The 16,777-nt window shown below is 38.7% G+C and carries 19 protein-coding genes and 1 other RNA gene; 17 read left to right on the top strand and 3 right to left on the bottom strand.

Features of this window, described 5'->3' with window-relative positions:
• Positions 1 to 145: 145 nt before the first annotated feature.
• Complete coding sequence (recU, locus tag ACEN36_RS04035; protein WP_407097331.1) at positions 146 to 769, bottom strand: Holliday junction resolvase RecU; 624 nt, start codon at positions 767 to 769, stop codon at positions 146 to 148.
• A gap of 68 nt (positions 770 to 837) precedes the next feature.
• Here recU and ACEN36_RS04030 point away from each other — a divergent pair, with 68 nt between their 5' ends.
• The 4 genes from ACEN36_RS04030 (at position 838) to ACEN36_RS04015 (ending at position 3,519) form a co-directional block, all read left to right on the top strand.
• Entirely contained in the window at positions 838 to 1,380 is a 543-nt protein-coding gene (locus tag ACEN36_RS04030; protein ID WP_407126001.1) for a DUF1273 domain-containing protein, read from the top strand.
• A 137-nt stretch (positions 1,381 to 1,517) separates the two neighbouring features.
• Positions 1,518 to 1,856: a cell division regulator GpsB gene (gene gpsB / locus ACEN36_RS04025; RefSeq protein WP_407097329.1), complete on the top strand. Its 339-nt coding sequence runs from the start codon at positions 1,518 to 1,520 to the stop codon at positions 1,854 to 1,856.
• A gap of 26 nt (positions 1,857 to 1,882) precedes the next feature.
• Positions 1,883 to 2,257: RNase P RNA component class B (rnpB, locus tag ACEN36_RS04020), an RNA gene on the top strand.
• 107 nt (positions 2,258 to 2,364) lie between these two features.
• A complete protein-coding gene (locus tag ACEN36_RS04015) occupies positions 2,365 to 3,519 on the top strand; it encodes a class I SAM-dependent RNA methyltransferase (RefSeq protein WP_407102824.1) in 1,155 nt (384 codons plus the stop codon).
• Between the two features lie 162 nt (positions 3,520 to 3,681).
• On the opposite strand, the gene ACEN36_RS04010 is transcribed toward ACEN36_RS04015, so the two are convergent.
• Positions 3,682 to 4,104: a ribonuclease HI family protein gene (locus tag ACEN36_RS04010; protein ID WP_407097327.1), complete on the bottom strand. Its 423-nt coding sequence runs from the start codon at positions 4,102 to 4,104 to the stop codon at positions 3,682 to 3,684.
• Between the two features lie 119 nt (positions 4,105 to 4,223).
• Here ACEN36_RS04010 and ACEN36_RS04005 point away from each other — a divergent pair, with 119 nt between their 5' ends.
• Complete coding sequence (locus ACEN36_RS04005; protein ID WP_407126000.1) at positions 4,224 to 4,664, top strand: EbsA family protein; 441 nt, start codon at positions 4,224 to 4,226, stop codon at positions 4,662 to 4,664.
• A 147-nt stretch (positions 4,665 to 4,811) separates the two neighbouring features.
• On the opposite strand, the gene ACEN36_RS04000 is transcribed toward ACEN36_RS04005, so the two are convergent.
• Positions 4,812 to 5,015 (bottom strand): cold-shock protein, encoded by a 204-nt coding sequence (locus ACEN36_RS04000; RefSeq protein ID WP_079650851.1) that lies wholly within the window; start codon positions 5,013 to 5,015, stop codon positions 4,812 to 4,814.
• A 254-nt stretch (positions 5,016 to 5,269) separates the two neighbouring features.
• Between ACEN36_RS04000 and ACEN36_RS03995 the strand changes: the two genes are divergently transcribed.
• From ACEN36_RS03995 to lepB (ACEN36_RS03940), 12 genes are all read left to right on the top strand, one after another.
• The gene (locus ACEN36_RS03995) at positions 5,270 to 6,940 is read left to right on the top strand and encodes a formate--tetrahydrofolate ligase (RefSeq protein ID WP_407102825.1); all 1,671 of its coding nucleotides are present in this window, start codon (positions 5,270 to 5,272) and stop codon (positions 6,938 to 6,940) included.
• Positions 6,941 to 7,140: 200 nt separating this feature from the next.
• Positions 7,141 to 9,033 (top strand): ABC-F family ATP-binding cassette domain-containing protein, encoded by a 1,893-nt coding sequence (locus ACEN36_RS03990; protein ID WP_407125999.1) that lies wholly within the window; start codon positions 7,141 to 7,143, stop codon positions 9,031 to 9,033.
• Between the two features lie 56 nt (positions 9,034 to 9,089).
• Complete coding sequence (locus ACEN36_RS03985; protein WP_407125998.1) at positions 9,090 to 10,037, top strand: thymidylate synthase; 948 nt, start codon at positions 9,090 to 9,092, stop codon at positions 10,035 to 10,037.
• Between the two features lie 27 nt (positions 10,038 to 10,064).
• Positions 10,065 to 10,565 (top strand): dihydrofolate reductase, encoded by a 501-nt coding sequence (locus ACEN36_RS03980; protein WP_407125997.1) that lies wholly within the window; start codon positions 10,065 to 10,067, stop codon positions 10,563 to 10,565.
• 163 nt (positions 10,566 to 10,728) lie between these two features.
• The gene (locus tag ACEN36_RS03975; RefSeq protein ID WP_407102828.1) at positions 10,729 to 11,562 is read left to right on the top strand and encodes a GDSL-type esterase/lipase family protein; all 834 of its coding nucleotides are present in this window, start codon (positions 10,729 to 10,731) and stop codon (positions 11,560 to 11,562) included.
• Positions 11,563 to 11,600: 38 nt separating this feature from the next.
• Positions 11,601 to 12,221: a YpmS family protein gene (locus ACEN36_RS03970; RefSeq protein ID WP_407102829.1), complete on the top strand. Its 621-nt coding sequence runs from the start codon at positions 11,601 to 11,603 to the stop codon at positions 12,219 to 12,221.
• A gap of 20 nt (positions 12,222 to 12,241) precedes the next feature.
• Positions 12,242 to 12,766, top strand: coding sequence for a peptide-methionine (S)-S-oxide reductase MsrA (gene msrA, locus ACEN36_RS03965; protein ID WP_407125996.1), 525 nt, complete (start codon positions 12,242 to 12,244; stop codon positions 12,764 to 12,766).
• Positions 12,763 to 12,984, top strand: coding sequence for a YozE family protein (locus ACEN36_RS03960; protein WP_407102831.1), 222 nt, complete (start codon positions 12,763 to 12,765; stop codon positions 12,982 to 12,984). The genes msrA and ACEN36_RS03960 overlap by 4 nt, the downstream gene beginning before the upstream one ends.
• A gap of 30 nt (positions 12,985 to 13,014) precedes the next feature.
• Complete coding sequence (gene deoD, locus ACEN36_RS03955; protein ID WP_407102832.1) at positions 13,015 to 13,728, top strand: purine-nucleoside phosphorylase; 714 nt, start codon at positions 13,015 to 13,017, stop codon at positions 13,726 to 13,728.
• Positions 13,729 to 13,806: 78 nt separating this feature from the next.
• Complete coding sequence (locus tag ACEN36_RS03950) at positions 13,807 to 15,306, top strand: S41 family peptidase (RefSeq protein WP_407102833.1); 1,500 nt, start codon at positions 13,807 to 13,809, stop codon at positions 15,304 to 15,306.
• Positions 15,307 to 15,424: 118 nt separating this feature from the next.
• A complete protein-coding gene (gene lepB / locus ACEN36_RS03945; protein WP_407102834.1) occupies positions 15,425 to 15,967 on the top strand; it encodes a signal peptidase I in 543 nt (180 codons plus the stop codon).
• 22 nt (positions 15,968 to 15,989) lie between these two features.
• Positions 15,990 to 16,658: a signal peptidase I gene (lepB, locus tag ACEN36_RS03940; RefSeq protein ID WP_407125995.1), complete on the top strand. Its 669-nt coding sequence runs from the start codon at positions 15,990 to 15,992 to the stop codon at positions 16,656 to 16,658.
• Positions 16,659 to 16,777: the final 119 nt, after the last annotated feature.

The following is a 16,777-nucleotide window of genomic DNA, read 5'->3' as shown; positions in this document are numbered from 1 at the left end:
CATGGAGGTAAAAAAAGATCTCCATTTCTTATGTGCAATTTTTACTTGACCTGTGTATGGCTAGTCTTACTTTGGATACGTCAAATCTATGTAAGCCTAGCAAACTTTCCATACTGAATTTCCTTTGACAACGCAGTTCTATTTCCTATATGTTAGATAGAGAGTAGTCAATCAATTGATCCACCACGTCCAAATAGGGAATACGCGGCGAAAAACCATAATACATCTCATACCCGTTTTTTTCAAGTTCTGAAATGGGAATAGATTTGCGTCCATCTTTTTGATCGTCCCAGTAAGTGAGCAATAGCTTAGCTTCTAGGAGAAAAAGGCGATTTATTGACGAAAATCGTAAAATAACGAAACAAATTCCTTTTTGTTTCAAGCACTGATGCATATGGGTAATTTGATGCTGATGAAAGTTCTTTAAAGGAAACGATAATTTGTTTTTGGTTTCTTTAGCTTCAAAATCCAAATAAAAACCACGGTAAACTCCATTGTAATCGGTAGTAGACGCTTGTCTGAAATATGCTTCTTTAATGACAGCTGCACTTCGTTTAGGGTAGTCTACGTTGACGATTTGTATAGGTGTAGGTTTCTTATGAATCACCGCCCGTTCTTGTCTTAAATAACTGATATTGCTATCATTGATATCATCTTCTAAAGACATTCCTCGATTACTAAACGTAGTCAGTTTGTTTTTTTTCTTACGCGGTGTTGGCTTTGTTTCTGGTTTAGCATACTGCTTACCATTAGGATAATTTACTACCATTTGCATCACTTCCTAGTTTGCATTATACCAAATATGATACTTGAAAGAAAAGGAGATTCAAATAGTTTATGACAAACTTATATATTAGCGGCTATCGAACCTATGAACTAGGCGTTTTTTCAGAAAAAGACGCCAAAATTGATGTCATAAAAAAAGCTCTGAAAAATGAAATTACCAGCTTTATCGAAAATGGCGTCGATTGGATTTTAACTAGTGGTCAATTAGGTGTGGAGCAATGGACAGTAGAAGTAGTCGACGAATTGAAAATGGATTATCCTGAAATCCAACAAGCCATTATTTTTCCGTTTTTAGAGTTCGGTTCCAACTGGAAAGAAGATAAACAAATAAAATTGAGTGAACTGAAAGAATTAGCGGATTATATTGAATCGACTTCTCACCAACCATATAAAGATCCTTCCCAATTAAAAAATCACCAACATTTTTTATTGGAGCATACCAGTGCTGCCTTGTTAGTGTACGATAGAGAATTTGAAGGGAAAACGAAGTTTCTTTATGAAGAGATACAAAAGAAACAAGAACACAGCTCTTATGAATGTCGTTTAATCGATTTTGATCAATTGCAAAATACGATTCAAAATGAAAATGAGTAGTCCGATTTATTAAAAAAGTGAGAGAATCCATTTAAAATTCAGTTTGCTATTTTTTTTTAACCGTATCTTTGTTATAATGGTGAGGAAGAGAAGAGTTTCTAAAATATTGGAAAAGTTGAAACGAATGAGGTGCAATTATGGCGAATAGAACTTTAACGACTAAAGACATCCTACAAAAAGAATTCAAAACAGGTATGCGTGGATACAGTCCAGCAGAAGTCGATGAATACTTGGATGAGGTTATTCGTGATTATGAATCATACAATAAAGAAATCAGTCAGTTAAAAGCAGAGAACGAACGTTTACATAGTAAAGTAGACGAGCTGACTAAGCAAGCAGCATTGCAAAAACCAGGACAATCTGGTCAATCCAGCAATACAGTAACCAATTTTGATATTTTAAAAAGACTGTCAAACCTTGAAAGACATGTATTTGGTTCTAAATTAGATACAGATAATTCAAGTGACTTTGAATAGTCAGCATGGTTAAATAGATATTTGTAAATTTCGGGCAATCGCGGTCTAGCTAGACTAGGCTGAGGAAAGTCCATGCTCGCACAAGCTGAGATGCTTGTAGTGTTCGTGCTTAGCGAAATCATAAGCTAAGGCCTTTAGTGCAAACTAAAGTGACGGCAGAAAAAAAAGCTAAGGTGGCAACACTATGCTTGAGTATTCTTGAAAGTGCCACAGTGACGAAGCAATAGGGGAAACGCTATTGGTGGAACGGGTAAACCCCTCGAGCGAGCAACCCAAACTTTGGTAGGGGCACTCTTTCTATGGAAATGAACAGATGAGAGAGGCAATTCATTGCAGACAGATGATTGCCCCCAGATAATTTGTGCCTGAAAATTATCTGGGACAGAACATGGCTTATAGAAATTTACAATCAGGGAAACCCTCCTTTTTAAGGAGGGTTTTATACATATTTTTTGCTTTTCACCTAAAAAGCAGTTTAGTATAGTAGAAAAAGAATGGAGCATTCTACATGACAATAGAAAAATTTAAACTCGTTGCTACAGCAGCAAGCGGGATTGAAGCGTTAGTTGGAAAAGAATTACGCCAGCTTGGTTATGAATGCCAAGTTGAAAATGGAAAAGTTTATTTTGAAGGCGGATTAGAAGACATTGCACGGACAAATCTTTGGTTAAGAACAGCCGACCGCATCAAAATAGTGGTTGCGGAGTTTGAAGCTTATACATTTGATGAGTTGTTTGAAAAAACAAAAGCTGTTGCTTGGGAAGACTTGATTCCTATGGATGGAGAATTTCCAGTAGCGGGTAAATCGATCAAATCTAAGTTGTATAGTGTGTCAGATTGCCAAGCGATCGTAAAAAAAGCAATTGTGAACCGTCTAAGTGACGTTTATCACCGCAGCAGCCGCTTGCCTGAAACCGGGGCTTTGTTTCCTTTAGAAGTGGCTTTGTTAAAAGACAAAGTAACCATTACTTTGGATACCACCGGATCAAGCTTATTCAAACGTGGGTACCGTACTGAAAAAGGGGGAGCACCTTTAAAAGAAAATATGGCTGCAGCTTTGATTCTGTTGACTACTTGGCGCAAAGATAAACCATTTCTTGATCCAATGTGCGGTTCTGGTACTATTCCTATTGAAGCTGCTTTGATCGGACACAATATTGCTCCTGGATTCAATCGCTCTTTTGTCAGTGAAGGATGGGACTGGTTTAATGAATCTGTGTGGGAAACAATCCGTGAACAAGCAGAACAAGAAGCTGATTACGATGTTGAATTGGATATTCAAGCTTCTGATATAGATGGACACATGATCGAAATAGCGAAACGCAATGCTACTGAAGCAGGTGTTTTAGATAGTATCTCCTTTAAACAAATGCAAGTAGCTGATTTCAAAACGGATAAAGAATATGGGGTGATAGTGGCGAACCCCCCTTATGGTCAACGTTTAGGCGAAGAAGAGTCGGTAAGAAAAGTTTATCGTGAAATGGGAACAGCCTTCCGTCCATTAGAAACATGGAGCAAATATATTCTGACCAGCGATTTAACGTTTGAAAAAGAATATGGTCAAAAGGCTACGAAAAAACGTAAATTATACAATGGTGCCTTGCGGACTGATCTGTTCCAATATTGGGGAAAACGTCCACCTCGTCAACCTAAAGAGCAATAAAACAGCCTTTTAAGTGTTTAGTTGTTTGGTACAACTAATAAAAAACGAATCTATATTTGTCATCTGCCCATTAGTTGCTGTAGACAACTGATGGGCAGATTTTTGTTTTATCAGGAAAATAAAAGGATGCAGCTCTTTTGTTGTTGTAGAGACAAAAATAAGTTATGCTTTAGTGGAGTCGAAATTCTTGAGAGCCGTTCTTAGTGCTTGGCGAGCCAAGTTGTCTGCACCTTTGTTTTTTGCATCGGGGATCCATTCAATGAGGTACAATTCAAACTGATTTAAGAGGCTTTTTAATTGGTGCAAATGAGGTTTAAAGACTTCATTTTTCACATAGCTTTTTTGGATAGCCGAAACAACTATTTTGCTATCTGAAAAAATTTGAAGAACCTCTTTGTTCAGTTTATGATCTACGAGATAGGACAAGCCTGTAACTAAAGCGATAAACTCAGCTTCATGATTACTGTAGGTACCTTCAAGAGGTACGGCAGTTTGTTGATAGAGATCTTCGCCAACTAAAACAAAACCTATTCCACTGGGACCGGGATTGCCTTTAGTTGCGGCATCTGTATAAATTTTTATCATTAGAAAAAACTCCTTAAAAAGTACCAATTTATTCAAACTTAACTGCTACTATTATAGTACTACATTTGAATAAAATTGTTTATGTATTAAGATACATAGGATGAATGTGAGGGAATTGTGTGAAACGGTCAAAAAAATCAAAAATCATTCTTTCGTTTGAACCGGCTTATCAAATAATCTATTGGTCGATCTGTTGGTTGACTTTTTTTATAGCTGTAATAGCTGCATTGGAGTACACAGCAATTAATTGGATAAGTATTGTCTTTGGTGTATTAACTATTGGGTTAGTTGCTTTGACTAGGACCATTCATTTGAAGATAGAAAAGGAGCAGCTGATTTTTTCGGGTTGTTTGAAACAAAAAAAGACGCTCTCTATTTCAGCTATTCATAAAATTGCTTTTTCTAAAATGAGAGTCATCATTTTATTGAACAGCAATGACTCTGAGCAATACCGTTTTTATTTAAACCAAAAAAACAAACAAATTTTTTTAGCTCACATGAAGGAACACTATCCTGCAATTATTTTAGAAGAACAACAAGCTGCTTCTAGTGAATATTAGTTGGAGCTGAAGTAACTCAAAAGCATTAAAAAAGAGCGGGAAATCCCGCTCTTTTTTAATGCTTTTGTTGACCAGATAGTGAGCAATGATTGTGTAAAAAATATTCTGATCCCCCTATGTGTAACGCATGGAAATAAAAGGGCAATGCTACTTTGCTATTCTTACTTTGGTCGCTTGTGGACCACGATTTCCTTCAGCGATATCAAACGTTACTTTTTGTCCTTCAGCCAAAGATTTGTATCCTTCTGCTTCGATGCCTGTAAAGTGTACAAAGATATCTTCAGCATCGTTGTATTCGATAAAGCCGTAACCTTTGTCATTGTTGAACCATTTAACAATACCATTTTCCATGATAGGTTTCCTCCTAATAAGGGGATTTTTCAATTGTAAGACGATAGAGATTAGAATGCTATGTCTTTCAATCATTATATGAATAAACAAATAATCCGTCAATGGAAATCTCCTTATAGAAAAACGCTTTCTGTTTGTGCAGGTATTTTTTCATTTGCAGACAAGAGAAAGTTTTTTTCAGTTTGCGAATGCGGTATACTAGTTAAGAGAGAAAAGGTGTTTTCCATAATGGAAATTGAAAGGATGATGAATCAATGCTGACAGATATTCAAATTGCACAACAATCAAAGAAGAAAAAAATCAAAGAAATTGCGCACAAGATAGGTTTAAATGAAGAGGATCTTGAGCTGTACGGCAATTATAAAGCAAAAATTCAATTAGAAACGATTCAACAATTGAAAGATAAAGAAAACGGAAAGTTGGTACTAGTAACATCGATCAATCCCACACCTGCTGGAGAAGGAAAGTCCACGGTATCCGTTGGGTTGGCAGATGCATTGAATCGGGTAGGAGAATCCACTATTCTGGCTTTGCGCGAACCTTCTTTGGGTCCTACAATGGGAATCAAAGGTGGGGCTGCTGGAGGAGGTCACGCACAAGTTGTTCCTATGGAAGACATTAATTTGCATTTTACAGGAGATCTGCATGCTTTAACTTCTGCTAATAATGCATTATCGGCATTTATTGATAACCATATTTATCAAGGTAATGAATGCAACATCAATCCTACGACAATCAGTTGGAAACGGGCGGTTGATTTGAATGACCGAGCTTTAAGAAATGTGGTGGTTGGATTAGGCGGAAGATTGAATGGTGTACCTCGTGAAGACGGATTCGATATCACAGTGGCCAGCGAATTAATGGCCATCCTTTGTTTAACTACTGGTCTTCAAGATTTAAAAAATCGTTTAAAACAAATTGTGGTTGCTGAAACCTACGACAAACAACCTGTTACTGTAGCAGACTTGCATGTAGAAGGAGCTTTGGCATTATTGCTGAAAGACGCTATCAAACCAAATTTGGTTCAGACGCTGGAACATACGCCTGCTTTAGTGCATGGGGGGCCTTTTGCCAATATTGCTCATGGATGCAACAGTGTACTGGCTACCAGCACTGCAATGAAATTAGCGGACTATACGGTGACAGAATCGGGATTTGGAGCTGATTTAGGTGCCGAGAAGTTTTTAGACATCAAAGTTCCCAATTTGGAGAAAGCTCCTGATGTTGTCGTTATTGTAGCAACGATCCGGGCACTGAAGCTGCATGGCGGAGTGAAATTGGATCAGTTAGAAGAAGAAAATAGCAAAGCGATCACTAAAGGGTTTGCTAACTTAGAAAAACACATTGAAAATATCAAACGCTACAATTTACCCGTTGTAGTCGCTATTAATGAATTCAGTAAAGATACTCCAGCTGAAATCAATCATCTAGCTGCCTTATTGAACAAACAGCAAATCCCTGCTGCGAACACTTCCGTATGGGCAAATGGGTCGAAAGGCGGGATTGATTTGGCGAATAAAGTCATTTCCGCTGCCAACCAAGGACATGAAGACTTTCAACCTTTGTATGAAGACTCTAGCAAGGTCGTCGACAAAGTCCAAAAGATCGTAACCGAGATTTATGGTGGACAAGAAGTGTACTTCACTAAAAAAGCCTTATCTCAAATGAAATTATTTGAACGACGTGGTTGGGACGAGTTGCCGATCTGTATGGCGAAAACTCAATATTCTCTTTCAGATGATCCTAAAAAATTAGGCAGACCAACTGGTTTCGCTGTTACCATTCGAGAATTTATTCCTAAACTAGGAGCGGGATTTATTGTGGCATTAACAGGAGACGTATTGACTATGCCAGGGTTGCCTAAAAAACCAGCAGCGTTAAATATGGACATCAAAGAAAATGGAGATATCACCGGCTTGTTCTAATCAGCCGATAAAATAAGCTGTTTCAACACCTTGACCAACGTTAAACGGGTCAAGGTGTTTTTTTCGTATGGTGTAAAATCCAGAGGAAGTTTTTTAAAATACCTGACGAGGGTTTCTATTTGATATAAAAATGGTAAAATAAGAAAGACCTCATGTAAAACGGAGTATGTATTAAATGAAATGAAAGAGTTGAACTCATTATGAAAGAATTAAAAGCAGAAAACTTAACGCGTACCTATGGAGAAAAAGTCCTATTAAACCAAGTGAATTTTTCTATTATGGAAGGCGATCGTATAGGTTTGATCGGTGTAAACGGTTCTGGCAAGACTAGTTTATTGAACACTTTGACGGGAAGAGACAAAGCCGAACAAGGATCGATTCAAACACCAAAGGAATATCGTATTGGGTATTTAATGCAAGACCCAGATCTGGATACAGAAAAAACGGTCTTTGATGCGGTATTTCAAGGGGAAACACCGATTCTAAAAGCCGTTCGCGAGTATGAACAAGCTTTGGAGAAATTGAACGAAGATACACTGAATTCCGCTTATCAAGAACGTTTTTCTAAAGCAGAACAGCGGATGACTCAGGAAGATGCTTGGATCGCAGATACGAATGCAAAGATCATATTGACTCAATTAGGCGTTTTCGATTTGAATCAACGTGTGTCGACTTTATCGGGAGGGCAAAAAAAACGTGTCGGTTTAGCTCAAGTGCTCATTCAATCTCCAGATTTATTGATTTTAGATGAGCCCACCAACCATTTGGATTTTGAAACCATCAATTGGCTGGAAACTTACTTGAGTCAGTATAAAGGGGCTTTGTTATTGGTAACCCACGATCGTTATTTCCTAGATCGGGTAGTGAATCGAATCATCGAATTGTCTCATGGCGATTTGTACTTCTATAACGGAAATTACATGCAATACGTGGAAGAACGCGCTGTCCGTCAAGAAGCGGCTATTCAAGCTGAACACAAGCGGAATCAATTGTATAAAAAAGAATTGGCTTGGATGAGAACAGGGGCTAAAGCCAGAACAACTAAACAACAAGCTCGGATCGACCGATTCCAAGATTTAGAAGACAATTTGAATCAAGTCAAAACGGATGGACAAGTGGAAGTCAATCTGGAAGGTTCTCGTTTAGGGAAACGTGTCTATGAATTAAAAGAGGCTACACTAACGATCGACCATAAACTAATTTTGAAGGAGTTCAACTTACTGGTACAAACAAAAGATCGAATCGGCATCACAGGTAAAAATGGGACTGGTAAATCTTCTTTATTAAATGTACTGGCTGGTAGAATAACCTTAGATTCCGGTGTTTATACTGTCGGAGAAACAGTCCGAATGGCTTATTATACACAAGAAATCGAAGACATGGATCCTACGAAACGAGTGATCGCCTATTTGCAAGAAGTGGGAGAAGAAGTCTCTACAAGTGCGGGTGAAAAGATTAGTGTCACTAACTTGTTGGAACAGTTTTTATTTGAACGCCATACTCACGGGACTCAAATCGGAAAATTATCTGGTGGTGAGAAGAAACGGTTATACTTGCTGAAATTATTGATGCAGCAGCCAAATGTTCTGCTGCTGGATGAACCTACAAATGATCTGGATATTGCTACATTAACCGTTTTGGAAGACTATATTGAAACCTTCCCGGGTGCTGTGTTAGCTGTTTCGCATGATCGTTATTTCTTAGATAAAATGGCAGAAAAAATGTTGATTTTTAAAGGAAATGGAGAGATTATCACCCATTACGGCAATAGCAGTTCTTACATGGAACAAGAAAAAGAAGATGAACAAGCTGCTAAACCTGGAAATACCAAAACTCCAACAGAGTCAGTTGTAGAGGATAAACCAAAAGAAAAAGTGAAATTGACTTACATGGAGAAAAGAGAATGGGAAACAATCGAAGACGACATCGCTGAGATAGAAAAATCGATTGAAGCTATCAAAGAAGAAATGATTGGAAAAGGGAATGATTTTGCGAAGTTGCAAGAATTGCAAGAAAATCTGACTGCACAAGAAAATCATTTGGAAGAAAAAATGGAGCGCTGGGAATATTTAGCTTCGTTTTCTGAAATGTAACAGCATTTGCAGGACCGATAACAGCAGAAATGAGAGTTAAAAGCGGAGGGATACTAGTGGAAGAAGCTTATTTATCATTAGCGAGAAAAATTTTAGCAGAAGGAGCAGATAAAAGTGATCGTACGGGGACTGGAACAAAAAGTATTTTCGGTCACCAAATGCGTTTTGATCTGCAAGAAGGTTTCCCTTTATTGACTACGAAACGTGTTCCTTTTGGATTGATCAAAAGTGAATTGTTGTGGTTTATTAAAGGAGACACCAACATTCGCTACTTACTTGAACACAATAATCACATTTGGGATGAATGGGCGTTTGAACGCTATGTGGCGAGCCCAGAATACGCCGGCCCTGACATGACTGATTTCGGTAGACGTTCATTAGCAGACGCTGCTTTTAAAGAAGTGTACCAACTAGAAATGAAAAAATTTACGGAACGTATTTTAAACGATGCTGCATTTGCTGAACAATACGGAGAATTAGGGAACGTCTATGGTTCACAATGGCGACAGTGGAAAACGACTCAAGGGGAAACCATTGACCAGTTAAAAGATGTTATTGAAATGATTCGTACAAATCCGGATTCTAGACGCTTGATTGTCTCCGCATGGAATCCAGAAGATGTGCCTAATATGGCATTGCCGCCTTGTCATACGTTGTTTCAATTTTATGTAGCAGAAGGTAAGTTGAATTGTCAGTTGTATCAACGTAGTGCGGATGTCTTTTTAGGAGTACCGTTCAATATTGCCAGCTATGCTTTATTGACGCATTTGATTGCTCACGAAACAAATTTAGAAGTTGGAGAATTTGTGCACACTTTTGGAGATGCACATTTATACAGCAATCATGTCGATCAAATCCAAGAGCAATTGTCTCGTGAACCTAGATCCTTTCCAAAGCTGGTATTGAACCAAGAAAAAAGCAGTATGTTTGATTTTGAAATGGAAGATATCCGCATCGAAGGATACGATCCGCACCCGAGAATAAAAGCTCCAATAGCGGTATAATAAGTATAAAGTAGGAAGTGGTAATAGATGATAGCTTTTTTATGGGCAGAAGATAAAAATGGTCTGATTGGAAAAGGCGGAACATTGCCTTGGTATCTGCCGAATGACCTGAAATTTTTTAAACAAATGACGATAAATCAAGCCATTGTAATGGGGAGAAAAACATTTGAAGGAATGGGGAAACGTCCTCTTCCAAATCGCATCAACATTATTTTAACGTCAGACTCCTCGTATCAAGCCGATGGCGTGGAAGTCATGTCTAGTCGTGAAGAAGTATTGGCTTTCGCAAAAGCTTATGAGAAAGATACCTTGATCACTGGAGGCGCTGGTGTCTTTCAGCATTTTCTAGAGGATGTCGATATCTTGCATCGGACAGTCATTGATGGAGAATTTGAAGGGGATACCTATATGGTTCCTATCAATTGGGACGACTGGACCTTAACACATGTGGAAGAGGGCGTGAGAGACGAAAAAAATGTTTATTCGCATCGTTTTGAGACCTATCGCCGAAAAAACAGCTCCAAATAAAGAAGATAAAAGCTTTGCTGCAGATTTTATGCGGTAAAGCTTTTCGTCCCTGAAAAAAATAAAAAAGAATCGAGGAATAGGCGATCTAGTACTTATTTTTTGTGAGATAAAATGGTAAAATGAACCAACGTAAAAAAATGGAAAGGAACAGAGTGCATTTGATATGAAAAAAGTACGTTCATCACTGCTCAGTTTACTGTTCCTATTAATAGGCAGTTTATTGGTGGTATTGTTGCTCAATGCTTTCTTTAATACACCTGGAGAGGAACAGACAACTCCTGAGAGCATACCTGAATCGGTCGAACTTGTGGCTATTGGTGATTCATTGACAGAAGGTGTCGGTGATAGTCTATCCAGTGGCGGTTATGTTTCTCGGGTCGCTGATTTGTTAGAAGAAAAGAAAGAAGTTGCTGAAGTTACCACACAAAATTTTGGGGTCAGTGGAAACCGCAGTGACCAAGTGCTTTCCCGAATGGAATCCGATTCTGAAATAAAGACAGCTGTTAAGTCAGCTGATATGGTAGTATTTACGGTAGGTGGAAATGATGTTATCCGTATTTTTAAAGACGAGCTGCTCAATGTTCAGTTGGACAGTTTTATCCAACCGCTGCAAGTATATCAAGAGAATTTAACAAAAATGATTCAACTGGTCCATGAATGGAATTCAGAAACAGACATTTATATTTTTGGCATCTACAATCCGTACGCCATTTATTTTTCAGAAATCGAAGAAATGCAGCGGATCGTTGATGAGTGGAATCAAGCCACTCAAGATACTGTTGCCGCATTTGAGTATACCCATTATATTCCAATAGATTCAGCTTTTACGGTTGAAGATCCAAATGCCTTGGCACAAACGAAAGCAACGAATGAAGTGATTGAAAATCCGTATCTTTACGAAGAAGATTTATTCCACCCCAATGATGCTGGTTACAGCAGAATGGCCGCTTTATTGCTGACAGAAATGGAAAAAACGGAAGCCTTTTTGGAAGAATAAACAGGCAGCTGCTATAATGCAACTTAAAAGGAGGTACTATGGACGAAAAAAGAATGGATAAAGAAAGAAAAGAACCGCTAAATATATGGAAATGGGCATTCTTGACCTTAGCAGCTATTCTTATAGGAACAGGAATCTGGTTTGTTCAACAACTGCAACCGGTCAGATATGGAGAAGTCAATGAAAGACCCGTAAATACAGAAGATGTCATGACCTTTAGCGTAGCTGCTCAGAAAGAAGAAGTCACACAATTGATGAACCAATACATTGATGAGGAAGTAACAGGAAGCAATGTAAATTATGAGGTCTTGCTGGATGAGAATTTTCAACTTGCAGGAAGTTTTGAAGTATTTGGCTTTGAGGTGCCGTTTAATTTGTATATGGATCCATTTGTAACCGATAATGGAAATATACAACTAAAAGCAGACCAGTTGTCTTTAGGACAATTGAATCTGCCGATTTCATTTGTAATGAATCAACTGGGTAATCAGTTGTCGATTCCCGAATGGGTAGTGATCGATGGGGAAACAGAAACGATCACCTTGAACTTAAATGATTTCCAATTAGATAGCGGTATTTTCTTCTCCGCCGAACGAATCGATTTAGTAGAAAACGAACTATTGGTGAATGTCCATATCCCGGCTTCAACCACTGAATAAAAGAAATGAGGTTAATGAACATGACAGAAACAGCTATTTTTGCTGGTGGATGCTTTTGGTGCATGGTATCCCCTTTTGATCAACAACCCGGTATTGAATCGGTGATTTCCGGCTATACTGGCGGTCAAACTGTTGATCCTACTTATGAAGAGGTAAAGTCGCAACTGACTGGACATACAGAAGCCGTTAGAATTACTTTCGATCCAGAGATAATCTCTTATGCGGATTTAGTCGAAATTTACTGGAAGCAGACAGATCCTACAGATGCTATGGGACAATTTATGGACCGCGGCAGCAGTTATCGGCCAGTGATTTTTGTGCACAATGAAGCTCAACGAACAGCTGCCGAAGCTTCTAAACAGGCACTGCAAGACAGCAGGAAATATTCTAAACCGATTTTGACGACCATTGAAGACAGCTGTCCTTTTTATGAGGCAGAAGAAGAACATCAAGAATTTTACCGCAAAAATCCTGAACGCTACCAACAAGAAAAAGTGGAGCGCGAGGCATATGCGAATAAACAACAAATGGGGCAAGTACGATGATACGCACATTCTACCAATATCTGATGACTGAAAGAGATGCAGATATGAAAGATCCGGTGACGATTTTTGCGAATTCAGCTTTTCGAGACTCAAGTTTTCCAAAGCAATCCAAGGATTACCATGAACTTTGTCACTATTTAGAAATGAACGGTTCGTATTTAGAAACGATGACCATATTTGATGAAGCATGGGAACGGTATTTGGCTACTAAAAAATAACAAACTGAAGACTAAATGGAGGGATTAGATATGAGTGTACATATCGAAGCAAAAGAAGGACAAATTGCAGAAACGATTTTATTACCAGGAGATCCATTGAGAGCAAAATACATCGCGGAAACTTTTTTAGAAAATGTAGAGCAGTACAATTCGGTTAGAAATATGTTTGGTTACACAGGGACATATAAAGGGGAACGTATTTCTGTACAAGGTACAGGGATGGGGCTTCCTTCTATGATGATCTATGCAGAAGAATTGATGACACAATACAATGTACAGAACTTGATTCGTGTGGGAACTGCTGGAGGAATGAAGGCTGACATCAAAGTTCGCGATGTGGTTTTAGCCCAAGCAGCCACTACCGATTCAAGTGCAGTAATGAATACATTCAATGGACAAGTTCAATTTGCACCGATTGCTGACTTTGATTTGCTGAAAGCAGCTTATGAGATCGGAACTGAAAAAGGATTGAAAATGCGTGCTGGCAATGTATTGTCTGCGGATCGCTTTTACAATGAAGAGTTAGATAAGAAAAAATTGGCAGACTATGGTGTAATGGCTGTAGAAATGGAAGCTGCTGGACTGTACACTTTGGCTGCCAAATACAACCGCAGAGCATTGACGATCTTAACCATCAGTGACCATTTGATCACTGGAGAAGAAACGACAGCTGAAGAGCGTCAAACTACTTTTAACGATATGATTGTTATTGCCTTAGATGCTGCTTTAAAAATCAAAGGATAGTCATTTTTTTAGGTAAGTGGTACACTTTTTTCAAGGAATTAAATCAAGCGACTATTATCAAGCAGAAAGGAGCTATCTATGAATAATGATTCGAACAAGAAAAAAAGAACGCGTATTCATCCAGTAGCGTATGTGGTGTCTCTAATTGTGGTAGCATTGCTTTCTGTAGGGTTTACTCTTTTAGCAACACATGCTTCTATCTCTGCACCAACGGAACCCGAATCATCTAATGCAGTTTCATCTAGTCAATCAGAATCTGCCGTCACCAGTACAAGCGGGATCGATTATACAAAGTTTGAACAGGTCTATAACACGTTGATGACAGAATATTTTCAAGAAGTGAGCAGTGAAGACTTAATGGAAGGTGCTCTTTCTGGGATGACAAATGCTGTAGGAGATCCTTATACGCAATATTTAGATTTATCTGATTCTGCTGTTTTGAATGAGAGCATTGATGCTTCTTTTGAAGGCATTGGCGCTGAGGTCCAAAAACAGGGGGATTACATTATGATCGTGTCCCCAATCGCTGGTTCTCCAGCAGAAAAAGCTGGTTTGATGCCGAATGACATTATTTTAAAAGCAAATGACCAAGAATTGAGCGGCCTTTCTTTAAATGAGGCAGTGTCTTACATTCGTGGAGAAAAAGGGTCTGAAGTCGTTTTGACAATCCAGCGAGGAGACAATACGTTTGAAGTTACGCTGACACGAGATACGATTCCGGTAGAAACGGTGGTCTATAATTTAGATGAATCAGATCCGACAGTCGGTTATGTCGGCATCACGAGTTTTTCTACACCAACCTATACCGAATTGGTCGCCGCCGTGGAAGACTTGAGAGCTCAAGGAGCTACCTCATTTGTCTTTGATGTCCGCCAGAACCCAGGCGGTTTATTGGATGCAGCCATTAATATTTCCAATATGTTTTTAGAAGATGGTGAGACGATTGTTCAAACTCAAGAACGTGATCAAGAACCAGTTCCCGTTGTTGCAGATGATGCTTCAATGGGAGATTTTCAAGTGACAGAGCCATCTGTTCTGTTAGTTGATGAAGGAAGTGCCAGTGCATCAGAGATTTTAGCAGGTGCACTGCAAGAATCTGCTGATATCACTGTTATGGGATCGACGACATTTGGAAAAGGGACAGTACAATCTGTGATTCCTTTTGCAGATGAAAGCGAGTTGAAATTAACGATTGCCAAATGGCTGACGCCAAACGGAAATTGGATCCATGATAAAGGTATTGAACCTGATATTGCAGCGGAATTACCTGAATATGCTTATCTTTTAATGATCAATTCTTCGGCCACCTACCAAGAAGGTGACACATCTGAAGAAGTGGCGAATTTAGAAAAAGTGATCGATGCTTTGAGTTATGATGTAGGTGAAGTGGATGGACATTTTGATGAAGCCACTGCTGAAGCAGTTGAAACGTTCCAAGCTGATCAAGAGTTGACGGTTGATGGTGTCGTGACAGAAGAAACGGCTATTATGCTGATTACAGAATTGCGCAATTTGATTGATTCAAATGACACGCAGTATGAGGAAGCTTTGGACCATTTGCAACAATCAGGTGAATAGAGAAAGAAAGAAGATGGAGGTAGTTCTGTCTTCTTTTTTTCGGAGCGGCAACAAAAACATAGTTATTTCAGCACTTTTTTAGTATGATAAAGATAAATAAAGTTTGGAGCGAAATGATATGAAGAAATATTGGAAGGAAAATGGCAAAGGATGGTTGAAAGCAGTGCTCTTTGCAGCAATTGCCGTATCGATTATCAAGTATTTTATTTTTCTTCCAGTTTCCATTGACGGCTCTTCGATGTTTCCTACATTTCAACAAAACGATCAAATTATCGTTGAAACTATTCACCAAATCAACCGATTTGATGTGATCGTTTTTCGTGATTCTTCAAATCGGACATTTGTAAAACGAGTGATTGGTCTTCCTGGAGAAAGTATCCGGTATGAAAATGATCAGTTGTTTATCGATGATGAACCGATCAATGAGCAGTTTTTGGAGAACGATTATGTCAAAACAGCGGGTGGCGTTTGGACTTCAAATTTTACCCTTGAGAATCTGACGGGAGAAGCATTGGTTCCAGAGGGACATTATTTTGTATTGGGAGATAATCGGCGCTTGAGCCATGATAGTCGTTATTATGGACCTATACCAGCGGAAATGATTATAGGGGAAGCGGTTATGGTATACTATCCATTTGAACGTATATCTATCGTAAATTAAAGGATGAAGGTAGGAGATAGCAATGAACAATAACCGTGATGCAGAACAAGGACAAATGAACCAGTCCTATGAACCTCGAAGAGACAAATACCCTTCAAAAAAAAGAAAGACTGCCCCACCGGAAAATACGCCTTGTAATAAATGGAAAGAATTTTTTAGTACCTTACTGTATATTGTGGTCGCTTTAGTGATTTTTATGCTGGTACGCCACTTTTTGTTTGCTGCAGTAAGTGTTGAGGGCGATTCAATGGTTCCGACGTTACACGATAATGATCGTCTGATCTTAAACAAGGTAGCGGATATCAATCGATTTGATATTGTTGTATTCGATGCACCTGATGATCCAGGGAAACAATACATTAAACGGGTGATCGGAGTGCCTGGGGACACGATAGAAGTACGAGATGATGTTTTATTCGTTAATGGGGAAGAAGTACCAGAAGAGTATTTGGCAGCTGAGTATTTTACCTTAGATGAATCAGACAACTTTACGGATGACTTTAATTTGTCTATCTTGACTGGAATAGAAAAAGTCCCTGAAGGACAATACTTTTTATTAGGCGATAACCGAATCAACTCAAAAGACAGCCGTTACTTTGGGTTTGTGGAAGAAAGTGCGATTGTTGGTACAACTGATTTAAGAATTTGGCCGTTAAGCGATATTGGAGATATGAATCCAGCAAATGAGTAGCACACAACACTGTACAATAGGATAAAACTAATCAAGAGATTCTAACCAGAAACTTTTTGGTGGAATGGAAAGGTTAGTTTTTCTTTTTGGAACAATGATTGAAATAAAGGACGTGAATG

The sequence above is a fragment of the Desemzia sp. FAM 23989 genome, assembly GCF_045528345.1.
Classification (GTDB): Bacteria; Bacillota; Bacilli; order Lactobacillales; family Carnobacteriaceae; genus Desemzia.
The sequence above is the reverse complement of the archived record's forward strand: the minus strand, read 5'-3'. Positions and strand labels throughout refer to the sequence as shown.